General features: G+C 39.7%; 23 protein-coding genes, 6 tRNA genes, 1 rRNA gene and 2 other RNA genes. 24 read left to right on the top strand and 8 right to left on the bottom strand.

What is annotated here, in order from left to right; genetic code table 11:
* Positions 1 to 272: 272 nt before the first annotated feature.
* The 11 genes from AC3WJG_RS02230 to AC3WJG_RS02180 all read left to right on the top strand — a co-directional run bounded on the left by AC3WJG_RS02230 (position 273) and on the right by AC3WJG_RS02180 (position 3,272).
* A complete protein-coding gene (locus AC3WJG_RS02230) occupies positions 273 to 452 on the top strand; it encodes a small acid-soluble spore protein H (RefSeq protein WP_337134297.1) in 180 nt (59 codons plus the stop codon).
* A gap of 329 nt (positions 453 to 781) precedes the next feature.
* Positions 782 to 970: non-coding RNA, 6S RNA (ssrS, locus tag AC3WJG_RS02225), on the top strand.
* Positions 971 to 983: 13 nt separating this feature from the next.
* Positions 984 to 1,248: signal recognition particle sRNA large type (ffs, locus tag AC3WJG_RS02220), an RNA gene on the top strand.
* A 53-nt stretch (positions 1,249 to 1,301) separates the two neighbouring features.
* Positions 1,302 to 1,417 (top strand): 5S ribosomal RNA (gene rrf, locus AC3WJG_RS02215).
* A gap of 125 nt (positions 1,418 to 1,542) precedes the next feature.
* Positions 1,543 to 2,394 (top strand): tyrosine-type recombinase/integrase, encoded by an 852-nt coding sequence (locus tag AC3WJG_RS02210; protein ID WP_337134296.1) that lies wholly within the window; start codon positions 1,543 to 1,545, stop codon positions 2,392 to 2,394.
* A gap of 214 nt (positions 2,395 to 2,608) precedes the next feature.
* A tRNA-Ile gene (locus AC3WJG_RS02205) sits at positions 2,609 to 2,685 on the top strand.
* Between the two features lie 15 nt (positions 2,686 to 2,700).
* Positions 2,701 to 2,793, top strand: a tRNA-Ser gene (locus tag AC3WJG_RS02200).
* Between the two features lie 18 nt (positions 2,794 to 2,811).
* Positions 2,812 to 2,888, top strand: a tRNA-Met gene (locus AC3WJG_RS02195).
* 10 nt (positions 2,889 to 2,898) lie between these two features.
* Positions 2,899 to 2,983 (top strand) — tRNA-Leu (locus AC3WJG_RS02190).
* Positions 2,984 to 2,992: 9 nt separating this feature from the next.
* Positions 2,993 to 3,069, top strand: a tRNA-Arg gene (locus AC3WJG_RS02185).
* Positions 3,070 to 3,181: 112 nt separating this feature from the next.
* Positions 3,182 to 3,272 (top strand) — tRNA-Ser (locus AC3WJG_RS02180).
* A 344-nt stretch (positions 3,273 to 3,616) separates the two neighbouring features.
* Here the strand turns inward: AC3WJG_RS02180 and AC3WJG_RS02175 are convergent.
* Entirely contained in the window at positions 3,617 to 4,792 is a 1,176-nt protein-coding gene (locus AC3WJG_RS02175; protein ID WP_028409543.1) for a NupC/NupG family nucleoside CNT transporter, read from the bottom strand.
* A gap of 433 nt (positions 4,793 to 5,225) precedes the next feature.
* Between AC3WJG_RS02175 and AC3WJG_RS02170 the strand changes: the two genes are divergently transcribed.
* Positions 5,226 to 5,891, top strand: a complete 666-nt coding sequence (locus AC3WJG_RS02170; RefSeq protein WP_098432485.1) for an MOSC domain-containing protein — start codon at positions 5,226 to 5,228, stop codon at positions 5,889 to 5,891.
* A 57-nt stretch (positions 5,892 to 5,948) separates the two neighbouring features.
* Here the strand turns inward: AC3WJG_RS02170 and AC3WJG_RS02165 are convergent, their stop codons facing one another.
* On the bottom strand, positions 5,949 to 6,794 hold the full coding sequence (locus tag AC3WJG_RS02165) for a C40 family peptidase (RefSeq protein WP_043981056.1): 846 nt from the start codon (positions 6,792 to 6,794) through the stop codon (positions 5,949 to 5,951).
* A gap of 514 nt (positions 6,795 to 7,308) precedes the next feature.
* On the opposite strand from AC3WJG_RS02165, the gene AC3WJG_RS02160 reads away from it, so the two are divergent.
* Positions 7,309 to 8,223: a DMT family transporter gene (locus tag AC3WJG_RS02160; protein ID WP_102813859.1), complete on the top strand. Its 915-nt coding sequence runs from the start codon at positions 7,309 to 7,311 to the stop codon at positions 8,221 to 8,223.
* 48 nt (positions 8,224 to 8,271) lie between these two features.
* On the opposite strand, the gene AC3WJG_RS02155 is transcribed toward AC3WJG_RS02160, so the two are convergent.
* Entirely contained in the window at positions 8,272 to 8,922 is a 651-nt protein-coding gene (locus tag AC3WJG_RS02155; RefSeq protein WP_013058258.1) for a DUF975 family protein, read from the bottom strand.
* Positions 8,923 to 9,115: 193 nt separating this feature from the next.
* Between AC3WJG_RS02155 and AC3WJG_RS02150 the strand changes: the two genes are divergently transcribed.
* A complete protein-coding gene (locus AC3WJG_RS02150; RefSeq protein ID WP_102813860.1) occupies positions 9,116 to 9,469 on the top strand; it encodes a DUF4181 domain-containing protein in 354 nt (117 codons plus the stop codon).
* Here AC3WJG_RS02150 and AC3WJG_RS02145 read toward each other — a convergent pair.
* On the bottom strand, positions 9,444 to 9,626 hold the full coding sequence (locus AC3WJG_RS02145; protein WP_102813861.1) for a hypothetical protein: 183 nt from the start codon (positions 9,624 to 9,626) through the stop codon (positions 9,444 to 9,446). The genes AC3WJG_RS02150 and AC3WJG_RS02145 overlap by 26 nt on opposite strands.
* Positions 9,627 to 9,768: 142 nt before the next feature.
* The gene (locus tag AC3WJG_RS02140) at positions 9,769 to 10,782 is read right to left on the bottom strand and encodes a S66 family peptidase (RefSeq protein WP_337134295.1); all 1,014 of its coding nucleotides are present in this window, start codon (positions 10,780 to 10,782) and stop codon (positions 9,769 to 9,771) included.
* A 148-nt stretch (positions 10,783 to 10,930) separates the two neighbouring features.
* On the opposite strand from AC3WJG_RS02140, the gene AC3WJG_RS02135 reads away from it, so the two are divergent.
* Both AC3WJG_RS02135 and AC3WJG_RS02130 read left to right on the top strand, forming a co-directional pair.
* Positions 10,931 to 11,443 carry a sigma-70 family RNA polymerase sigma factor gene (locus AC3WJG_RS02135; RefSeq protein WP_337134294.1) on the top strand — a complete coding sequence of 171 codons (513 nt, stop codon included), beginning with the start codon at positions 10,931 to 10,933 and terminating at the stop codon, positions 11,441 to 11,443.
* A gap of 19 nt (positions 11,444 to 11,462) precedes the next feature.
* Positions 11,463 to 12,626: a DUF4179 domain-containing protein gene (locus AC3WJG_RS02130; RefSeq protein WP_337134293.1), complete on the top strand. Its 1,164-nt coding sequence runs from the start codon at positions 11,463 to 11,465 to the stop codon at positions 12,624 to 12,626.
* 43 nt (positions 12,627 to 12,669) lie between these two features.
* Here the strand turns inward: AC3WJG_RS02130 and AC3WJG_RS02125 are convergent, their stop codons facing one another.
* On the bottom strand, positions 12,670 to 13,089 hold the full coding sequence (locus AC3WJG_RS02125) for a MarR family winged helix-turn-helix transcriptional regulator (protein WP_060745124.1): 420 nt from the start codon (positions 13,087 to 13,089) through the stop codon (positions 12,670 to 12,672).
* A 143-nt stretch (positions 13,090 to 13,232) separates the two neighbouring features.
* Here AC3WJG_RS02125 and AC3WJG_RS02120 point away from each other — a divergent pair, with 143 nt between their 5' ends.
* Positions 13,233 to 13,580: a DUF6054 family protein gene (locus AC3WJG_RS02120; protein ID WP_028409537.1), complete on the top strand. Its 348-nt coding sequence runs from the start codon at positions 13,233 to 13,235 to the stop codon at positions 13,578 to 13,580.
* A 205-nt stretch (positions 13,581 to 13,785) separates the two neighbouring features.
* Positions 13,786 to 14,169, top strand: a complete 384-nt coding sequence (locus AC3WJG_RS02115; protein WP_043981069.1) for a FixH family protein — start codon at positions 13,786 to 13,788, stop codon at positions 14,167 to 14,169.
* 79 nt (positions 14,170 to 14,248) lie between these two features.
* Here AC3WJG_RS02115 and AC3WJG_RS02110 read toward each other — a convergent pair whose 3' ends face one another.
* Complete coding sequence (locus AC3WJG_RS02110; protein ID WP_098332654.1) at positions 14,249 to 14,629, bottom strand: VOC family protein; 381 nt, start codon at positions 14,627 to 14,629, stop codon at positions 14,249 to 14,251.
* 325 nt (positions 14,630 to 14,954) lie between these two features.
* On the opposite strand from AC3WJG_RS02110, the gene AC3WJG_RS02105 reads away from it, so the two are divergent.
* Positions 14,955 to 15,113: a hypothetical protein gene (locus AC3WJG_RS02105; protein WP_221840954.1), complete on the top strand. Its 159-nt coding sequence runs from the start codon at positions 14,955 to 14,957 to the stop codon at positions 15,111 to 15,113.
* Positions 15,114 to 15,353: 240 nt separating this feature from the next.
* Here AC3WJG_RS02105 and AC3WJG_RS02100 read toward each other — a convergent pair whose 3' ends face one another.
* The gene (locus tag AC3WJG_RS02100; RefSeq protein ID WP_337134292.1) at positions 15,354 to 16,283 is read right to left on the bottom strand and encodes a DUF3298 and DUF4163 domain-containing protein; all 930 of its coding nucleotides are present in this window, start codon (positions 16,281 to 16,283) and stop codon (positions 15,354 to 15,356) included.
* Between the two features lie 431 nt (positions 16,284 to 16,714).
* Between AC3WJG_RS02100 and AC3WJG_RS02095 the strand changes: the two genes are divergently transcribed.
* The 5 genes from AC3WJG_RS02095 to AC3WJG_RS02075 all read left to right on the top strand — a co-directional run bounded on the left by AC3WJG_RS02095 (position 16,715) and on the right by AC3WJG_RS02075 (position 20,401).
* Positions 16,715 to 16,972 carry a FeoA family protein gene (locus tag AC3WJG_RS02095; RefSeq protein ID WP_013084241.1) on the top strand — a complete coding sequence of 86 codons (258 nt, stop codon included), beginning with the start codon at positions 16,715 to 16,717 and terminating at the stop codon, positions 16,970 to 16,972.
* Complete coding sequence (locus AC3WJG_RS02090) at positions 16,965 to 17,696, top strand: FeoB small GTPase domain-containing protein (RefSeq protein WP_102813867.1); 732 nt, start codon at positions 16,965 to 16,967, stop codon at positions 17,694 to 17,696. The genes AC3WJG_RS02095 and AC3WJG_RS02090 overlap by 8 nt, the downstream gene beginning before the upstream one ends.
* A 13-nt stretch (positions 17,697 to 17,709) precedes the next feature.
* On the top strand, positions 17,710 to 19,077 hold the full coding sequence (locus AC3WJG_RS02085; RefSeq protein WP_028409533.1) for a nucleoside recognition domain-containing protein: 1,368 nt from the start codon (positions 17,710 to 17,712) through the stop codon (positions 19,075 to 19,077).
* A gap of 180 nt (positions 19,078 to 19,257) precedes the next feature.
* A complete protein-coding gene (locus AC3WJG_RS02080) occupies positions 19,258 to 19,950 on the top strand; it encodes a hypothetical protein (protein WP_102813869.1) in 693 nt (230 codons plus the stop codon).
* A gap of 73 nt (positions 19,951 to 20,023) precedes the next feature.
* Entirely contained in the window at positions 20,024 to 20,401 is a 378-nt protein-coding gene (locus AC3WJG_RS02075; RefSeq protein ID WP_102813870.1) for a hypothetical protein, read from the top strand.

Here is a 20,401-nt window from a genome sequence, read left to right as displayed (position 1 = left end):
GATGAGGCATATGAGTACGAGTCTATTGCTAACTTTAGGGGTTATATTTTTGGCAACAATAGCTATAGCCATTTTAATTAAGATTCCAGAAGAAGATTAAACTGAATAATAAAATGAAAAGCTATCTCAAATTATGAATGAGATAGCTTTTTTACTGCTTCATGTCTCAGTTGAAAAGTTTAAGTTGGTTTTATATAGAGGAATTAAATGCATAAAAATTAATTAAAAACAAATACTTTCACTGTCATAAATAAAAAGGAGGCTAGATAAAGATGGATGCACAAAGAGCACAAGAAATTGCCGATTCAGTGGACATGGCCAATGTCATACATAACGGGAAAAGCATTTACATTGAGCATGTAGACCAACAAAATGGGGTAGCTACAATTCATAACCTGGATGAACCAAATAGTAAGCGAAGTGTTTCTATAACTGAACTAACAGAACAATAATTTACTCTTAGAATAAAAAAGCCGTTTTATGTAGGCTTTTTTATTTTTCTCCCATAGGATAAGAAGAAAAATAACCGCATCAGAAAAGTGTTGTCAGATCAAGGAGGTATAAAAATCTAATCGTAATGAACTTCACTTTTAAGTGGAGGACTCAATATAATGAAACACCACTCCTTATAACTTCCACCTTTCAAAGGACTCCCTTCCCAACAACAGAAAATCAAGCAAATAAGAAAACATTGAGGGTTAGGAGTTATTTTTTCGTTTATGTTGACTTCTACGAAATTTTATTGTAGGATAATCTATATCATCAATAAACACATTAAATACTTATCCTACGATGCACGTTATGCCCTATTTGTTTTGAACCGTACTGTTTATTTGGGATTCCTACATTTGTTGACTGATGCCATGCCTGTCTTTGACACAGGATCGCTGGAACGTTAATATGCGGAAACCCACCTGCGAGATCGCGGGTTCACAAAACAGATTGGGAGGACGACATAGGTGGGAATCCCTTAACTATACATACCGTGCTAGACGGGGAGATGGCGGTGCCCTGTAACCTGCAATCCGCCTTAGCAGGGTTTAATTCCTAACAGAGGTATGAGTCAGGTAAGGTCTGACTTGGACAAGTGGTGTTGACAACTAGGTCCTGCACAACAGAAACCTATGAACATGGTCAGGTCCGGAAGGAAGCAGCCATAAGTAGATTCTTCTGTGTGTTGCAGCACAGCCCGGTCGAGCTAACTGTACAAGTAACGCTTATTTGATCATGTCAATGACGGGTGCACGGTGTTTTTTACTTAGCAATTTTTATTTAGTGTTAAGAAAACTATCTTTAATAGGTCTGGTGGCGATAGCAGAGAGGTCACACCCGTTCCCATATCGAACACGGAAGTTAAGTTCTCTAGCGCCAATGGTAGTGGGGACTTTGTCCTCGTGAGAGTAGGACGTTGTCAGGCAAAAAAACAGCCCATCATATCAATGATGGGCTGTTTTTTTGTATATTAATTTCGTTTAAATTGATTTCTACGAAATTAAATGTTATGTTTTATGTAATTTATTAGTACATGTAGGAGGATTTAGAGTGAACAAAAATAGCCTAGAAGTTATTCCGTTGATTGATGACTTTAGCCAATGGTTAATAGAATCAGGCAAATCTGATAATACGATTAAAACCTATCGAGCAGTGCTAAACCAATTTCATGAATGGCTTCTAAGTGAAGGTAGACATTTAGAGCAAGTAACAAGAAATAATGTCCAAACTTATATGATTAACCTTGAATCTAATAATAAAAGTGCGTCGACTATAGAAAAAGCTTTTGTCACAATTAGCGTTTTTGCACGCTTTCTTGAAAAACCAGAAATTGTTCAAAATATTGAACGTAAACAAAAAGAGAAAAATAACGAGGTTGTACCAGAGTCATTAGAAGCAAGTGAGCGTGAGCGCCTTTTATCTGAAGTAAAGCAACAGGGAAACCTTCGTGATATTGCTATTGTATATACTTTATTACATACAGGGATTCGAGTATCAGAGATTTGTGCTTTGAATCATAAAGACGTAAAGATTAACAAATCTGACGGTTTTTTAATTATCCGTAATGCTAAAGGATCTAAAAAGCGACTTGTTCCTCTTTCTACAGAAGCAAGAAATAGTTTAAAGAAATATATTGATTCACTTGATTCTAATCATGAAGCTTTATTTGTCTCTAATTTTGATAGAAGAATGTCTGCACGTACGGTTCAGTACATGTTAAAAAAATATAATGTAAATCCTCATAAATTACGCCATACTTTCTGTCATGAGTTAGTTAAGGAAGGGATAGATATTGCAACAGTTGCCGAATTAGCAGGCCATTCTGATGTGAATGTTACAAAACGATACCTAAAATCTTCTACAAGAGATTTAGAAAATGCGATTACGCAAACCTTTTTATAAAAATAAGCTCTGTAACAAGAATCATGATTCTTGTTACAGAGTTTTTTTATTTAGGTGTATGTTCCTACTTAATAATTGCAAAATTAAGTATTAAAACACAATTTACATAGATGTTGACTTCTGCGAAATTATAAGGTAAAATAATTTTTGTTGGTAGCGAAACAGATATTAATTATTAAATTACTAGTCCACATTCTAAGAGAGAACTTAGAAAGGACCTTTAGCTCAGCTGGTTAGAGCAGACGGCTCATAACCGTCCGGTCGTAGGTTCGAGTCCTACAAGGTCCACCATTGAATCTGAAATATGGAGGAATACCCAAGTCTGGCTGAAGGGATCGGTCTTGAAAACCGACAGGGGTGTCAAAGCCCGCGGGGGTTCGAATCCCTCTTCCTCTTCCATTGTCTCTTTATTATTATCGCGGGGTGGAGCAGTTCGGTAGCTCGTCGGGCTCATAACCCGAAGGTCGCAGGTTCAAATCCTGTCCCCGCAACCATTTTTCACATGCGGATGTGGCGGAATTGGCAGACGCGCTAGACTTAGGATCTAGTGTCTTATGACGTGGGGGTTCAAGTCCCTTCATCCGCACCATTTTAGGAAGCGCCCGTAGCTCAATTGGATAGAGCGTTTGACTACGGATCAAAAGGTTAGGGGTTCGACTCCTCTCGGGCGCGCCATAAACGGGAAGCAGCTCATTTTGGTAGAGCCCAAGTCTGATAAGCGTAAGGTCGGTGTCAAGCCCACTTAGGCCTGCTATTATTCCATAGTATCTCAGTGGGAGATCCATACAGAGAAGTACCCAAGTGGCTCAAGGGGCTCCCCTGCTAAGGGAGTAGATCGTTAACACGGTGCGAGGGTTCGAATCCCTTCTTCTCTGCCATTTTATAATTTTATCTGGTCCGTTGATCGAGTGGTCGAGAAATTGTCCTTTTAAAAAGGTAACACGGGTTCGAATCCCGGACGGGTCATTACAAAAAAAGACAGTTTGCTGATAAAGCAAGCTGTCTTTTTATTGGATAAGAAATATTGCTTTAATCCATTATGTAAAACTAATTTAAATGTTATTAGAATGAAGATAAAAAGCATTTGATAATAGTGCCGATAACTCGGAGTATGTCAACAGAGATATTTAATGAATTTCAACATTGTAGAAACGCTCCAGCTATAACCCCAAAAGAACCAGCCCCAACAAAAAAGCACTCACCGCAAGTGAGTGCTTTTCCATTAAATAAACAATCCAACCATAATACCTGTTAAAATCGAGCCCATTGTAGCGACTAACAGCATCTTCAAGCCGAACTTCGCAACGCGTGAAGCTTGTTCACCGTTGATTGCTTGGATCGTACCAAGAACGATACCGATTGAGCTGAAGTTGGCAAATGAGATTAAGTAAGCTGATACGATCCCGACTGTTTTTTCAGAAAGGTGAGGCATCATTTTTTGGAAGTCAAGCATAGCAACGAATTCGTTTGCTACTACTTTTGTTCCCATTACGCCGCCGGCTTTCATTAGTTCATCTGCCGGAATACCCATGATAAAGGCAATTGGGTAGAAGATATAGCCTAAAATGTCTTGAACCGTTAATCCGATGACGCCGTTTAATACATAGTTCACTAATGCTAAAAGACCAACGTACGTTACAAGCATCGCTGCTACGATTAACGCAACCCGTCCGCCGTCTAGTGCTCCGTCGCCGATTGCTTCAAACAGCGTGCCTTGCTTAGCAGGTGCTTTGATATCCACTTCGTTTTCATCTTCTACTTTTACTGGTGCAACGATAGAAGAAACGATTAAGCCAGAGAATACGTTTAGCGGAAGGGCAATTAAGACGTATTCCGCCGGAATCATCTGCATGTACGCGCCTAGAATCGAACAAGAAACGGATACTAAAGACGTTGTTGTAACGATAAATAAACGGTTTGGTGTTAAACCCCCGATGTGGTTTTTCACCGCAATTAGCGCCGTTGTATCACCGAAAATCATTGCGTTCACGGCTGTGAAGCTTTCAATTTGAGGAAGTCCGGTAATTTTTGAAACAAGTCCTCCGATATATTTGATCCCAAAGGGTAAAATACGAGAGTAGTTTAAAATACTTAATAATGCTGAAACGAATACAATCATAACTAACGTTTGGATAAAGAAAATGCCTTTTCCTGCAAGATCTCCAAACACGAACGAAATTCCGTCGTTACCAAATGATAAGATCTTTGTAAATACACTTGTGATAAAGTCAAGCACCTTGCGACCAATCGATGTATTCATCATAAAAGCAGAGATAGCAAGCTGGATAACCAGCATAACTGCGATGCCTTTATAGTTGATAAGTTTCCTGTCGTTCGACATGAGGAATGCAACTGCTAAGATAATTACAATCCCGATAATTCCCATTAAAATTGACATTTACTTTTCTCCTTACATGTATTCTATATTTATAAAAGAGGGACGTGCATAGAAATGACTATGTAAATCGGCCTCTATTTTATACAAAAACGGAACTTTTACGCCAATTTTGTTAAAAATGGGCAAAATTTTTTAGGCCATTGTAAAAAATGACGTGTTTGTAAAATAATATTTACTATGTGCTATTATGTAAAGAAACATGCAGAGCTGACATAATAACTTATATTTCGACAGCCTCTACTATCTTAAATCATTTCGAACAAAAGAAAAAGAGGAAATGAAGATATTTTTAATATAATTGTGAAATATTTTTTAAACTTTCATGATATTGCCAAGATTTTAGTGGGATACACAAAAGATAAGAACGCCATCTTTAAAATGTGGTAAAATATGACGTAATTAGTAAGGGAAAAAGGGGAAGGGAGAGGTACAAATGAATGAACGTAAAATAATTCATTTAGCAACCGGAATGCCTGAACAAATGGCTTACAGTCCTGATAAAGAAATGCGTACAGGCATATGCAAGAAGCAAGTAGACGAAACGTTTTTAGCAAAAGAAGGGTTTCAAGGTGACGGCGTAGCGAACTTAAAGTATCACGGCGGTCCGGATCGTGCGGTGTGCGTATATCCGTATGAGCACTATAAGAAATGGAACGAAGAGTTTGATACGGAGCTCCCCATGTCTGCGTTTGGAGAAAATCTTGTTGTTGCAGGCATGCTTGAAAAAGAAGTATGCATTGGAGACGTTTATCAAGTAGGAGACGCCGTTATTCAAGTGACGCAAGGTCGAAATCCATGCGACACAATTACAAAGAGAACGGGAGTTAAAGGGATTTTAAAACGAATGATTGAGACAAGCTATACCGGCTATCTTTGCCGCGTGCTGAAAGAAGGTACGATTACGCAAGATGCGGAAGTGAAATTGATTGAAGCTCATCCAAACCAAGTATCCGTTTGGTTTACGCTTGATTTATATTTCCATCGCTCAAAAGATGTAGAAGGAATGCAGCGGGCTTTAGAAGTGGCTGAGCTGGCTGAAGACTGGAAGCATAAATTTCAAACGCGCATTGAAAAGGCGCTTTCCGTCGCGCAGCGATAAAAAGTAAATGCCCTCTAATCGTTAGAACGTATCTAACGATTAGAGGGCATTTTTTTCTTAGAAGCGTCCGTATCCTAAGAAATGATCTTGATAATAAGAAACATCTAGGTCAGCTACAGCTACACCATGTGAACCAGCATGAATCATTTGGCCGTTTCCGATGTAGATTCCCATGTGAGATGGGCCGCTTGTGTATGTGTTTTGGAAGAATACTAGATCGCCTGGTTGTGGAGACGAAATTTTTGTCGCCATGTTCCAGTAGTTGGCTACGCTTGTACGTGAAATGCTGTGACCGCTATGGTTGAACACGTATGCGATAAAGCCTGAGCAATCAAAACCGCTTGGTGTGTTTCCTGCCCATTGGTAAGGTGATCCTACTAAACTACGTGCAACATTTACTGTGCTTCCAGAAGCCGTGCTTGTTGTTGGAGCAGGTGCTGGTGTGCTAGTTTCTTGTGCTGCAGATGTAGATGCAGATGCTGTAGAAGTAGAAGGAGTTGATGTGCTTACACCTTTTACTTGGCTTGCGCTTGGTTTACCTGATGCAATTGTTACGTAGCTTGAGCTTTTTGAAATCCATTTGTTTGGTGCAATTTCAACTAAGCCGTTTGCTTCTTTTAAAATAGCAAACTCTTGACCTTGTGTTGCAGTTCCAACGACTGGAGATGAAAAGCTAGCTCCTTGACGAATATTTAACGCACTCACGTTTACGATGACTTTTTGATTAGTAGTAGTAGTTGCTTGTTGTTGAGGTACGCTTGGCGTTACCTTTTCTTGTACGGGTGCTGGTGCAGCGCCTCCGTCATTAGCACTTGCTGAAGTTGTGCTAAATGTTAGGGCAGCGGGAACAAGTAATGCTGCTAACCCCATATTCATAACTGTACGATTTGCTTTCTTTAGCATGTTCTTTCTCCCTTTCCATAACTTGTTTTATTCACAAGTGTGAGTCTATCAATCCTGACAGGAAAAGTAAACATCTAATTCCAAATTACGACATTTTGTAACATAGTTTTAATATTAAAGGGCGATATAAGTAGAATTGTCACCTTCTCTGTAATAATTCTGACAATTTATCTAGGTAGAAATGTTTAGGAGATTCATAGATTTATTAGAAAATATGTAAGCTAAATGAAAAAGGGGAGCAGAAACCCAGCAGCTGAATGGCTTCAAGGCTTTTAGGATGTATAAAAGCTATAGATAAAAAGTGATATCTTCACTAGCGATGCACTTTATTTTTTCTGGATGAGCACATAGAGAAGAAAGATAAGCTGTCATAGTAGAAACTCAGTTACTATAACTGCTATACATGAAGTACATTAAGAGCGTGCAATTGAAGTGAGCAAAAAAGAAGCGTAGTATACAAGGAGGAATGAACGCGTGAGTCATTTACATTCATATAGGTAGGAGTGGTTGTTGTATGAAACAGTCATCATCTTTTATTAATGGAATTCTTTTAGCTGCTCTCGTATTGATTTGGGGATTAACGTGGCCGATGTCGAAGCTGGCACTTGGCTATTCATCGCCTATTTTGTTATCTGGACTGCGGTCATTAAGTGCGGGAATCATCTTATTAGCAGTCGCACTGCCAAGATACAAACAGCTTCACTGGAAGCAGAACTGGCGTAAATATATGGTGTCAGGTCTATTTAATTCAATCTTATTCTACGGTCTGCAAACGATTGGACTTATGTTTATGCCAGCAGGGGTCTTCAGCGTGATTGTCTACTTGCAGCCGGTGCTCATCGGCATCATTGCATGGACGTGGATTGGCGAAAGCATGAACGCTGTGAAGATAGGGGGTTTGCTTCTTGGCTTTGTAGGTGTAGCTACCATCAGCACGGGAGAATTATCTGCTAATGCTTCAGCCGTTGGAATTCTTTTAGCTGTCCTTACGGCACTGAGCTGGGCGATTGGAACCGTTTATATCAAGCGTATTAGCGACAGTGTAGATGGCATTTGGCTTATTACCGTTCAAAGTCTTGTCGGCGGAGTGGTTATGACAGCAGCCGGAAGCGGAGTGGAAGGATGGTCTCATATGGTGTGGAATTCATCATCTATGCTGCTGCTTTTATTTTTAGCACTGTTTTCCGTTGCCGTTGCGTGGCTCATTTATTTTTATTTAATCAGTAGAGGAGAGGCCAGCAAAGTGGCGTCCTTTAATTTTCTTGTTCCGATTATTTCAATTGTCATCGGCACACTCTTTTTAGACGAACCGTTTACGTCGTCACTTCTTGTAGGTCTGGTGCTTATTATTATCAGTATTTATTTAGTGAATAAAAAAGCGAAGAATCAAAAGTTAAAGCCCTCTGATGGAGGAGACCAGGCAGCGTAAAGCTATCCATAAAAAAACCGTATTCGCAACTCGAATACGGTTTTTCGTTTATTCAGCAACTTCAGTTTCGTTTGCTTTTAGCTTTTCATAAAATACGCCAAGCGAAGTCGTTACATACGGAACGAGCCATAATAACCCAATGCCAAGCGTGATGATACTTAAAATTCCCCAGCCGATAAAGCTTAAAACAAGTAAAAAGTAGGTCCACTTGTAGCCGTTCATTAATCGTCTGCTTTCAGTAATAGACTGGTTGACTGAATAATCGGGGTTATCGCGGAATACGTAGTAAGCCTGTGAATAGGCAAGACTTTTGATGATGCCGGGAATGATTAATAAAATGCTCCATAGCACGGTATAAATAATCGTTAGCAAGTAAAGTCCGAGTGTTCTAAAATATAATCCTGCAGATGAAAATGAATCAAACACGTTTCCTACACGTACACTTTCTCCTCGCACCAGACGCAGTAGTACCCAGTAGTAAGAGAAAAAGAGCGGTACGAGCAGCAGGGATACAATATTAGCTAAGGTAGACTGAGAGTATTCGGTTTCAGACCCGCTTGGAAATCCGTTGATTAAAAAGTCAATAAGTCCTGGAATCCCGGCAGCAATTAGATACGTAACGAACGTAAGCAGTACGGCAAATCCCCAGCGGTTTTTCAGCGCTGCGAGTGCACCTTGCTTCACTTCTTTTATTCTCATAACTTGATGTCCCCCTCTAGGTGAGTTTATACAGAGAATTCAACCTGTACATTAGTCAATATATTAGCGATTTTTGAATATATGAATGCTTGCACTAATAAGTTGTGTAAAGATTTTTTAGACGCTTGAAATTTGTGGAAAGTTCTTTAAGATGGAAGTATAAGGATATTTTCGATCGGAAGGAGGAATGAAAATGACGCTTGTGTATTTGCTCATTCTGGCAGTTGTTTATATCTTTCTGGATCTTGTCATGCGAAAAAAGCTCCATACAAAGATGAAAAAAAGCTATTGGAGAAGTTTTAAAGGAAGGAGTCCGCTGTTTGTCACAATTGAAATGGTGATGCTTGCTTCGTTTTTAGTGCTCGTCTTCGTTATACCTCCAGCCTACACCTCGGTTTTTATGTTTCTTTTCTTTTTTCTCCTCTACGTAATTCGAGGTTTCGAAGAATGGAAGTTTGCAAGAAAGCAAAAAGAGCACTACCACTCGTGGTTTGGTGCAACTTTTTTCTTATTTGGGACGTTTATATTACTGATGACAGATATGTAAAATAAGATTTAGACATAACGAAATAAACCGCTGTTGATTTCCGTGCAAGACTTCGCTTTCCGCGGGCGGGCGGTGAGCCTCCTCGTCGCGTGTGCTCCTGCGGGGTCTCACCTGTCCCGCTTTTCCCGCAGGAGTCTTCGTCTTGCCCTCCAATCAACCACTAGAAACACCTGCATATATGAAACAAGCCTACGTTCACCATACCCATAAAAAAAACCGAACGAATTTGATTCTCCATCAAAAATCAAGTTCGTTCGGATCTTCCTTTAATCAAACTACTTTTATACAAGCTTCTTTTTTTACGTAAAGTATTGAACGACTGTGCCTTTATTTTTCTTTACGTTAACACGAGCATACGCGCCGTTAATAAGCGTGAGCTGAGGAGGGAGGTGGCCGCAGTCGATGTCATAGATAACTGGAATATGTAAATCAGAGGCAAGGTCATGATACACGTCTTCAGCGGTGTAGGAATCAACGGGCTTATTAGCGCTGCTTCTGCCGAATAAAATACCTGAGCAGTTATCAAACCAGCCCGCTAGCTTAAGCTGAAAAAGTGAACGGCGAAGGTCAGCGGTCGTGAGTTCACAGTTGTCAAAGTACCAAATCACCGGTTCTGAAGGAATATGTTTTTCTCGAAACGTTTTTACATCTCCAAAAGGAGTTCCCGCTAAGTGCCTGATCACGTCAATACATCCTCCGAGAAGACGCCCTTTGATGTGCACGTCGCTTGACTCCGTATGCTTCCAAGCGGTTTGTTCGGTTAAATGAAACACGCATGGTGACGGGTTGTCATGCTGCCATTCTTTTTGATAGTGATCAGAAGAAACTTGAGCCACGCTTTCTCCTTTTTGGGTCGTCAGCACCTGCTGCCACATGGCAGTCGTTGGATCCCAGTATTCTCCTCGCAAGTCCACAAAGTTGGTTCCATGAGCCGTTGCAATCCCGGTGTTAAGTGTAATAGCCAGCAAAAGAACGCTGGTGTCAGAATAGCCAAGCACCCATTTTGCTGTCCATTTTGTAAAGTCTAGATGTTCAAGAATTTCAATTAGCAGCTCGCCTCCCCAAGGAGGAATAATGATATCGATGTTTTCATCAGCAATCATGGCTTGAAGCTCATTTGCACGTTTTTTAGGAGAAGCGGATTTTGCTTTATGCTGCGTCCACACGGTTTCGCCCGGTATAACAGAAAAGCCTTTTTCTTTCATGCGTTCACACGATAAAGAAAACATGGAATGAAGAGCTTGAGGTACACCAGAAGAAGGTGCGGTTATGCCGATGGTTGGGTTGGATGTAAGAAAAGGATAGGTGATCATAGCGGCCTCCTTCAAAGGTTTTAGCTTATTTTACCAGCGAGAGAAATACTGAACAAGCTTATTTTTCATTTAATTTAGGAAGATTGATAGGTTTTGTAAAAAGAATCCGTATTAATAGATGTAAAAGCAAGCGGAAAGGAGCAACGTCATGGAAGATGACTGGATTGTTGCGAGTATAATGCGTAAAAAAGAAAAAGGGCTGGAGCTGTTAATTGATCAGTACGGAGGGTTAATTACGGCCATTGTACGCAAACATTTAGGCACGTTAAAAAGCTATGAAGAAGAGTGTATAAACGACGTATTATTAGCGGTATGGCATCATATTCACCGCTTTGATTCGGAGAAAAATACGTTTAAAAACTGGGTTGCGGCTATTGCAAAGTACAAAGCCATTGACTATCAGCGCAAATACATAAAAACGCAGCACGAATCGCTTGGCGAAGCGGGAGTGGGTGAAACGTCAGAAGTTCATAACATTCAAACAGACGACGTGAAAGAACTTTTAGATCACTTAAGTGAAGGAGACCGCGAGCTGTTTAAAGCGTATTACTTACAGGAAGTTGAGCTGAAGCAAATTGCTGAAAAACAGCAGACCACTATCAGCAATTTATATAACCGGCTGTCGCGCGGACGAAAAAAATTAAAAGCCATTTTTAAATGAGAAATAAGGAGGGACAAAGATGAAAAATCAATACGACTTATTAAACGGATCTTCTGTAGATTTTGATGAATATGAAGAAATTGAGCTAACGGCAAGTGAGAAAAAACGAATGAAAAAGCGCTTAAAACGTGAAATAAAGCCGGCGCGGAAAAAAGGGCGTCCGCTGATTGCCGCTGCGGTGCTGCTGCTTGCTGTGACGCCTGTGATGATGCAAAACGAAACGGTACGGGCATCGGCTGTGCGAATCAGTCAGCAACTTGGCCAGCAAATTGAGCTGCTTATGAACAAGCCTGAAGGCAGCTTGAGCGGCTATAAAAAAACGGTAAATGAAACGGCAACGGACCAAGGCATTCAAGTAAAAGTAAATGAGCTGATGCTTGATGACGGACAGGTGCTGCTTGGATTGACGATTAGCGCAGATGAATTTAGGCGAACCGCACTAGGACTTAACCGAGACGCGCCAATTCGACCGGGAGCGCTGCGTGTGAAAATCGGAAATATGTCGTTTTTTGATTCAGCTTCCAGTATTAGAGAGGAACCAATCAAAAACAAAGACGGAAGCTGGAACTATCTGTATGCTTTAAAATTAACGCAAGCGGACACGGACGGAGACGGGAAAATCGATGTGGAAGGCTACAATGTGCTGGATCATATTGATCGAAATAAAAATTATCAAATCAGCGCGCAGTTCACAAGTCTAGAATTTGAAAAGAATCCTGACCAGACGAAAAGCGGGAACTACCGGGATTCCTACGGAGAAATTAAAGGGAATTGGATGGTACACACTAGCGTAAACGGCTCAAAAATTATTGCTGATACAAAAGTGTATCCGTTGAATAAAGAAATTCCGATTAACGAAAAAGGAATAGAAGGCGTATTGTCGATCAAAGAAGTTCGGGTATCACCTGTTTCGATTAAGCTGCACTATACGTTTACATCGTCAACAGGAAGCATCAATGATGGAACGAACGTGGGCGTAAAAATAAAAGACCAAAATGGAAGAGATCTTTCTGAAAGCGGCAGTGGAGGCGGAACAGACAGAGTGATAGAAATGGACGGAGAGTACCGAAATGACAAAGGAGTGGTTATGCTGCGATTTGTTCCGTATGTAAGTGATTACGAAAACGACAGTTCAAAAGATTTAACCTCGGACGCCTTTAATTTGAAGGTGAATGACAAATAACAAAATAAAAACCAGATGCGCTTAGCGAGCATCTGGTTTTTTATTAGATATCCATTTTATTTAACAAGCGAAGAAACGTCTGTAATTCTTCATCCGTAAAATGGCTAAGCTTTTCACCATATTCTTTGGTGAGTACTTTTTCCATTTCTTCTGCAAACGCTTTTCCTTTATCCGTAATCGATAAGTAGACAACGCGGCGGTCTTTTTGACTGCGTACGCGCGTAACAAATTCTCTTTCCATGAGGCGGTCGCTGATGCACGTCATGCTGCTGTTTGAGATGTGCATATGCTCGGCAATCTCAGAAACGATATGATTCCCTTCTTTATATAGCATGTGAAGCGCTAAAAATTCATTTAAAGGAATATATGATTTTAAAGTGGGGATAACTGACATCTGCATTTTTTTAGTTTGGTTTCGCATCGTTGAAACCACATCTTGGATAATTTCATCTCGTGTATTCATTGAGGTTGTGTGCTCCTTTTTCCGTTCAAACAATTTCTTTTCTTTTCTATTGTACCATATTGTACATAAAGAGAAGCGGCAGGTTTTTTAGAGAGAAAAAGAGAAGTAGTAGATATCTATTGCGATAGAAAGGGGCTTGAGTGATGGAAAAAGTAATTGAGTTTAAAACGACGCTGCTTCCTTTTGATGGAGCAAAAAAGCTTGTGAACGCAAATAATTCGGAAAGTGACTTATTATACAAAGAATATTATGATCTCGGAGACGGTAAGCAGATGTGTACGCTTGTGTTTGAACGCTATTTTTTTCGCACCGGCGGCAGAGGATCATTAACGATTATTTTAGAAAATGTGTCGGGTCCAAACAAAGTAAAGTGTATTCCTTCTGGAAGCGCAGAAGGGATATTAAATATTGATTGGGGAGCAAGCAAAGATTTTGTAAGATGGGTAGAAAACGCACTCTCATCGTACACGTTAGAAGAACCGCAGAGATAAAGGCAAAGCTGGAGAAGGCAATAAGCTTCTTCAGCTTTTTTTGTGGAGCGAAGGGCGAGTAGAGAAATGAAAAGATGCAAAAGCTACTGTAGAAATAAGAACTTTATGTGGACAATAAGCATTTTTTCTCTTTTTACCGGATAAATGAGTATAATATGAAATTGCAGGAAGACTTCACATTTACATAACAAAGGAGAACAACATAATGAAAAAACTCAGCATCGTATTATTCGTTTTAATGATAGCTATAGTAGGCTGTTCAAAAGGAAATGATTCAAGTTCAAAAGAAGTAAAAGGAACGATTGAAGTACCGGAATCAATTCAAGCAAATGAACAAGTCAAGCTTAAAGTCCTTGTGACGCAAGGAGATAAAAAAGTGGAAAACGCCGATGACGTGCAGTTCCAAGTTGAAAAAGAAGGCTACATCAATCAAGAAATGACAAAAGCTCCGCACGAAGGAAAAGGTGTATACAGCACGGACTATACGTTTAAAGAAGACGGTGAATACATGATTACCGCTCACGTTACGGTAGACGGTGACATGAAAATGTTTACGAAAAAAGTAGAGATAGGCAAGTCTAAAGAGTAAAGTTTATAGCTGAAGAAGGGGCTTATATAGCCATGTAAAAGAGAATGCCTCGTGCATTCTCTTTTTTAGTAAGATGTCTTTAATCTAAGTAGTTCGATAGCTCAATCAAATTGTAATCAGGATCTCTAATATAAACAGAAACAATAGGGCCTACAGCACCTGTTCGTTTGACGGGTCCTTCTTCAATTTCTACATCATGTTTTTGTAAATGACTAATTACGCTTTCGATTTTTTCTTCTGTAATAAAACATAAATCAGCAGAGCCGGGAAGAGGGTGCTTTGCTTTTGGCTCAAATTCATGTCCCGCTTGATGTAAGTTTATTTTTTGTTCACCAAAACGAAGCGCTATTCTTCCTTCTCCGAATGTCTCTTTCTGCATGCCTAAAATAATCGTATAAAAGTGAATGGTTTTTTCAACGTCTTTTACCGTTAGTACAAAATGGTCCAACTTTTTAATCATGTCGTTTCCTCCTAACAATGTGAGCTTTCTTCGAAGATAGAGTAAGTATTTGATGAGATCTGAGAGGCTTTTCTATAAGCAAGTATATCATTTGTAAAGTGGAGAATAGACAAAGACAGCTGTATGTCTATTTTCAGTTCAAAAGAGTGTTTTATAAAGGGCCTGTTTTTTAAAATATTGTAGTTTTACACAATGCATTAAAGGGTTATGGGATTTTATGTTAATATTGGATCAGAAGTGGCATTTATTTTAGTAACTTGGTCTGGAAAGTTTGTTGATTAGATGTGTTGAAAATCTAAATACATATATGAATGGAGAGGCTCGTATGTCTATGGGGATACTTTCTTTAATCACTTTTGTTGTCTGGTTTGCAGCAATTCAAGAGTTTTTAAAGCCTGAAAAGAATCAGAGTAACCGAAAAATAATGATGTTAACATCCGCAGGCTCCTTGCTGACGTTAGTTCTGACCATTTCTCTTTTTTAAACACTATAAAAATACCTCGAAAAGCAGTTCTCCTCGGCTATCAGCAGCGTAATGTAGGCAGCCCTGAGTTCTTCCATGGCTGTATAATTTGATTTTCTGCAATATCCGAAAAAATGATGGTAAAAGGGAAGGGGATTAGGAATAACCTTTCTTTTTTGCTCCGCTTATTTTGCAGAAAAACAAAAAAGAAGCTTATGAACTGATGATTCGTAAGCTTCTTTTTTGTTTTATACGATTATCTTATTTATAAACGCTGGACGGGATTTTAAACGTATGAATGCCGTTAGAATACGGGCCGTACTCATACTCACCAAATATAATGGCAATGCCGCTACTTGTGTAGTAAAACTGATCTTCTTTTAAGTTTACAGACTTAAATTCATTAACCCAGAACTGAGCACCTTTTTTATTGCGAGCAATCATTTCATTGCGAATATAGTTATTAACTTTATTCAACTTAGTGTTGTTGTTAATAATATCTTTTAAGCTAATTTGTCGAGCTTTCAACAAATCGTAATTATAAGTATCAATCCAAGCGTTGCCGTGAGCGCCGCCAGCGTACGCATCATTCGTAATAGCAACACTTAAAATATTATCTTGGTTGTAAGGTACAGAGTATGTCATATTACGAGAATAAGGACCTGGTGCCCAGCCGTTTTTGCGGTCTTCCTTTTCTTGTTCTTTTAGCTCGTTGTGTTCTTTTTGTGCTTCTTTCGCAATGTTTAAAAACTTTCGATTATAGCTAGCCTCAAATGGTTTATTGATAAGGCCGGATACCTGCGGATAGCTAATGTTGCTTGCTAAAGATTTCTTCGTAACCGTTACTCCTAGTGCTTGAATTTTGTCACTAGGTGCTTTTTCATACTTAATACTTGATGACTTCTGAGCATAGGTACCCTTTGATACCCCATACAGACCACCAAATTTGCTGGACTCAGAATACACGCGGAATACTTGCCCTTTTGTCACTTTTCTAGCCGCTACTAACTTGTTGTTTTTAATGTTGTAAAGATTCGTGTTCTTTAAAACGGTAACGCGTCCTATTTGCCCTTTAACCAGTTCCTGATTCCCCCACACGTCTTTTGCTTCTGCAACTGTTTGCGGAGCAAGCGGTGAGAATAACAAAGCCAAACCTAAAACAACTGCGCTAACTCTTTTGAACCTTTTCATAAAAGCCCCCTAAAGTGATTTTTTGAGGTTTTAAAGCTAATCAATACTTTATTTTCAAAAAAACCCATTCACTAGTATAGCATATTTTTACAGTTTTTTACTTTTGTTAATTTGTGTTTACTAAATTATTTTTCGACTTGATTCCTCTTATTAAATGATTAAATAAAATAGCGGGCGCACTTTATGCCTTCAGTAGAAATAAGAAAAAACACAGTATTTTACCCTAGACTAAAAAAGTTTCCTGTGGTAAACTTTCGGTATCATGACAAGTAAAAACTGAAAATTTTAAATAAATGATGCTGACATGTTCATTTTTCTGCACCAGCAGAATACCCTATTAAAAATCAACGAGCATATTTTTTTTACCTTAAAAGTTGGTCTGGTGAAAAAAACATAACCTTAGGTAAAAAATGAGAAGGGACGAAAAATAGATGGCTAGTGTAAATAATTATCCATTGTCTACATTTACGACAGGTGAAACGGTACAGCTAGAGCGAATCGAAATCGAAGGTGCCTTGAAGCGACGCTTGTTAGATTTAGGATTTATTCCAGGAGCAATTATCAAAGTGCTTCAAAAAAGCCCGTTAGGAGATCCTGTTGCCTATCAAGTCAGTCATACAACGATTGGTCTCAGAAAAGAAGAGAGCTCAAAAATTTATGTAAAAAAAGTAGGTGACGACGATGAGTAAGTATCGTATTGCATTAGCAGGAAATCCGAACACAGGAAAAAGTACGTTATTTAATAGCTTAACCGGTCTTAAGCAGCATACGGGAAACTGGACGGGAAAAACCGTAGCCAAAGCAGAAGGGACATTTGAACATCACCAGCAGCTCTACACAATCGTTGATTTACCTGGAACGTATTCACTTTATTCAAACTCAGCGGACGAAGAAGTAGCGCGTGACTATATTTTATTTGAAAGACCTGACGTTACGGTTGTTGTGGTGGATGCAACGGCGATGGAACGAAATCTTAATTTAGCCCTGCAGGTAATGGAAATGACGGAAAACGTCGTGATTTGCGTGAACTTAATGGATGAAGCAAAGAAAAAAGGAATTGTAATTAACGAAAAAAAGCTCGCTGAATCGTTAGGCGTACCGGTTGTGACTATATCAGCTCGCAATAAAAAAGGAATTACGAATTTGCTGGATGCGATTGAGCAAGTCGTGCGAGGGCAAGTAAATCTTAATCCTTACCAGGTGCAGTACACAAAAGAAATTGAAGCATCACTAAAGGAGCTAGAACCTCAAGTCGCTTCTATTGTGGGAAATCAATTTCCTCTACGCTGGATTGCTTTACGGGTTCTTGATGGAGACACGTCATTTTTAGAAACCATTCAGCAGCGTCAGCAGCAAGATATCAGTCACACAGAAAGGAGGAACAGCGCATATGGGAAATCCGTCAACTCCTGAAAACTCATTAGCCATGGAACAGCTAACGCGCTATGCCCAGCAGGCAAAAGAAAAAGATCATCGTTCCAATATGGTCGCAAGTATTTACAAGTCATCGCAGCAAATATGTAAAAAATCAGTTGTGTACGAAGACCGCTCAAAGCTTCAGCGCACAGAAAAGCTAGATAAAGTCTTTACCTCGCCAATTTGGGGCTTTCCAATTATGCTTGGCATTTTATCGGTCATCTTTTATATCACCATAGCCGGCGCAAACGTTCCTTCTGGATTAATCGCACAAGGTTTTGGCTGGGCGGAAGGGTACTTAACAGCTTTCTTTCAAGCGATGCATGCACCAGAATGGCTGCACGGAATTCTTGTACTAGGACTGTTTCGAGGTACGGGATGGGTTATTAGCGTGATGCTGCCTCCGATGGCCATCTTTTTCCCGGTGTTTGCGCTTTTAGAAAACTACGGCTACTTGCCTCGCGTAGCGTTTAATATGGATCGTTTGTTCAAACGAGCAGGCGCACACGGCAAGCAGTCACTAACCATGGCGATGGGGTTTGGATGTAACGCCGCAGCGATTATGTCGACTCGTATTATTGAATCGCCGCGTGAACGTATGATGGCGATTTTAACAAATAACTTTGTTCCGTGTAACGGCAGATGGCCTACGCTGATTTTGTTAGCTTCTTTATTTATGGCGACCGGTTTTACAGGAAGTGCTAAAACTTTCGTAACGGCTCTTGTTGTAGTGGGAACGGTGTTATTTGGAATTGTGGTGACGCTGTTCGTATCGTGGGCACTGTCTAAAACGGCGCTGCGCGGAGTACCAACACACTATACGCTAGAGCTTCCGCCTTACCGCAAGCCGAAATTTGTTGATACGATTGTGCGCGCGACGCTGGATAAATCGCTGTTTGTGTTAAAACGCGCGATTATTGTTGCAGCACCCGCAGCGGTGTTAACGTGGGTATTGGCTAATATCTATATCGGTGACACAAGTATTTTAATGCACTTCGTTCAGTTTCTTGATCCGTTTGCCAAGACGCTGGGGCTAGACGGGTATATACTAGCTGCTTTTATTATTGGCTTGCCGGCTAATGAAATTGTTGTACCGGTTCTACTGATGGCGTATTTATCAACGGGTTCATTAATTGAAATTGAAGATGCAACAAGACTCAAACAAATTTTCCTTGATCACCACTGGACGTGGCTAACGGCTCTTAATATGATGCTGTTTTCGCTCCTGCATTTTCCATGCGGAACGACGCTTGTGAATATTTATAAAGAAACCAAAAATGTCAAGTGGACGTTTCTTGCCTTTGCGATTCCAACAGTGATTGCGATTGGGGTTACGTTTGCGGTTGCTCAAGTGGTAAAAGCGTTTAACCTTATTTAAATATGAAATAAAAGTGCAGGGCTTTGAAAAGAGCCCTGCTTTTTTTATGAGTTGTTAATTAACTAGATATTCAGTTTTATAATGTAAGATTAATTGATATTTTTTAGGGGAAATGGTAATTTGTATGATGTGTATTTGTTTTATGATACGCACACATGTAACTTCTGGGGGAGAACAACTATGGCGAAAAACAAGGCAGCAGAAACCATCTGCTGGCTGGCAATCCTTGCTCTCCTTGCTCTCCTTATTCTCAGTATCGTAAATGTCGTTTATAAAGGTACAAAACAAACGCTTCTATTTACGAGAGATGAGCTGAAGTCTGGAGAAGTAAGCAAAAGCTGGGAATCATTTCGAAAAGAACAGCAGCTGTCACAGAACAATGCAAGAATAGAAAGTTTTCGTTTAACGCTCGATAGGAATCAAAACATATCTTCTATGCGGTTTACATTAATAGATCCTTCTGATCATAACTCCTATAAAATGCTAGATTACAGCTCTTGTTTTTCATGTGAAGACAAAGGAGAGGATCGGTTGACGGTTACAAGTGACAAAGTTGATGGAAAGCCTGCTCAATATGACCGATTAATGACCGCAGATGAGTTTTTTTCGAAGGTAGAGGTTCTTAATAACCAGCATTTCTTTACAACTAGTCGCTATGCGTACACGCACCTTTATTCTTCCGGTGAGTACGAGAATACGAGTTATGACGGCCCTTACTTTATTTTAGAAGGAACGGAGTTAAAACAACTACAAACCTCTCATGTTTCGGACGAAGATTATCGTAATTACGGCAGCATACAAGTGATTGGCAGCAACAGTTCAGGAAGCTATCAGACAAGCGAGGGTACGACCAAAAGCGTCATCGTCAGGTAAAAAGAAGCTGCAGTTTACACTAAGAGAGATTAGTAGAAAAAAGCGCGGATAACGTGTTAAAAGGGGACTGACTGTGGGGATATTTTCTAATAAAATAGATTCAAAAAAAGCTAATAAGTATCAAACAAGGCTATACTCTTGTTTCACCATTCTCATCGTAGTGAATGTGATTAACAGCTGGTTTCTCGATTGGCTTTGGCTTTATATCACCACAAGCAGCGTTCTTGTTATACTCGTGATATTCCTGCTCAAAACACCTAAACGTGATTTAGATGAAGAGTGGAAGCAGCTAGAAATAGAGAAAGACGAGGCTTTTGAAAACAGAGTCAATTTGATGATGATGAATGGGCGAAGTGATGTGCAGGCTATTAAATACATACGAAAAGAAAAAAATCTTGGTCTGCTTCATGCGAAGCAGTATCTTGACCGTATTAAACAATCAAAGAAATAA

The sequence above is a fragment of the Priestia sp. FW507-14D1A genome, from assembly GCF_058781295.1.
The sequence above is the reverse complement of the archived record's forward strand: the minus strand, read 5'-3'. Positions and strand labels throughout refer to the sequence as shown.

Excerpts from the sequence above, each read along its gene's own strand:
- AC3WJG_RS02085 (WP_028409533.1), top strand. The coding sequence starts at position 17,710 with ATGGAACAGCTAACGCGCTATGCCCAGCAGGCAAAAGAAAAAGATCAT.
- AC3WJG_RS02140 (WP_337134295.1), bottom strand. The coding sequence starts at position 10,782 with ATGATCACCTATCCTTTTCTTACATCCAACCCAACCATCGGCATAACC.
- AC3WJG_RS02230 (WP_337134297.1), top strand. The coding sequence starts at position 273 with ATGGATGCACAAAGAGCACAAGAAATTGCCGATTCAGTGGACATGGCC.
- AC3WJG_RS02120 (WP_028409537.1), top strand. The coding sequence starts at position 13,233 with ATGGAAAAAGTAATTGAGTTTAAAACGACGCTGCTTCCTTTTGATGGA.
- AC3WJG_RS02105 (WP_221840954.1), top strand. The coding sequence starts at position 14,955 with ATGTCTATGGGGATACTTTCTTTAATCACTTTTGTTGTCTGGTTTGCA.
- AC3WJG_RS02090 (WP_102813867.1), top strand. The coding sequence starts at position 16,965 with ATGAGTAAGTATCGTATTGCATTAGCAGGAAATCCGAACACAGGAAAA.
- AC3WJG_RS02125 (WP_060745124.1), bottom strand. The coding sequence starts at position 13,089 with ATGAATACACGAGATGAAATTATCCAAGATGTGGTTTCAACGATGCGA.
- AC3WJG_RS02100 (WP_337134292.1), bottom strand. The coding sequence starts at position 16,283 with ATGAAAAGGTTCAAAAGAGTTAGCGCAGTTGTTTTAGGTTTGGCTTTG.
- AC3WJG_RS02095 (WP_013084241.1), top strand. The coding sequence starts at position 16,715 with ATGGCTAGTGTAAATAATTATCCATTGTCTACATTTACGACAGGTGAA.
- AC3WJG_RS02115 (WP_043981069.1), top strand. The coding sequence starts at position 13,786 with ATGAAAAAACTCAGCATCGTATTATTCGTTTTAATGATAGCTATAGTA.
- AC3WJG_RS02160 (WP_102813859.1), top strand. The coding sequence starts at position 7,309 with ATGAAACAGTCATCATCTTTTATTAATGGAATTCTTTTAGCTGCTCTC.
- AC3WJG_RS02170 (WP_098432485.1), top strand. The coding sequence starts at position 5,226 with ATGAATGAACGTAAAATAATTCATTTAGCAACCGGAATGCCTGAACAA.
- AC3WJG_RS02155 (WP_013058258.1), bottom strand. The coding sequence starts at position 8,922 with ATGAGAATAAAAGAAGTGAAGCAAGGTGCACTCGCAGCGCTGAAAAAC.
- AC3WJG_RS02165 (WP_043981056.1), bottom strand. The coding sequence starts at position 6,794 with ATGCTAAAGAAAGCAAATCGTACAGTTATGAATATGGGGTTAGCAGCA.
- AC3WJG_RS02175 (WP_028409543.1), bottom strand. The coding sequence starts at position 4,792 with ATGTCAATTTTAATGGGAATTATCGGGATTGTAATTATCTTAGCAGTT.
- AC3WJG_RS02110 (WP_098332654.1), bottom strand. The coding sequence starts at position 14,629 with ATGATTAAAAAGTTGGACCATTTTGTACTAACGGTAAAAGACGTTGAA.
- AC3WJG_RS02135 (WP_337134294.1), top strand. The coding sequence starts at position 10,931 with ATGGAAGATGACTGGATTGTTGCGAGTATAATGCGTAAAAAAGAAAAA.
- AC3WJG_RS02080 (WP_102813869.1), top strand. The coding sequence starts at position 19,258 with ATGGCGAAAAACAAGGCAGCAGAAACCATCTGCTGGCTGGCAATCCTT.
- AC3WJG_RS02150 (WP_102813860.1), top strand. The coding sequence starts at position 9,116 with ATGACGCTTGTGTATTTGCTCATTCTGGCAGTTGTTTATATCTTTCTG.
- AC3WJG_RS02130 (WP_337134293.1), top strand. The coding sequence starts at position 11,463 with ATGAAAAATCAATACGACTTATTAAACGGATCTTCTGTAGATTTTGAT.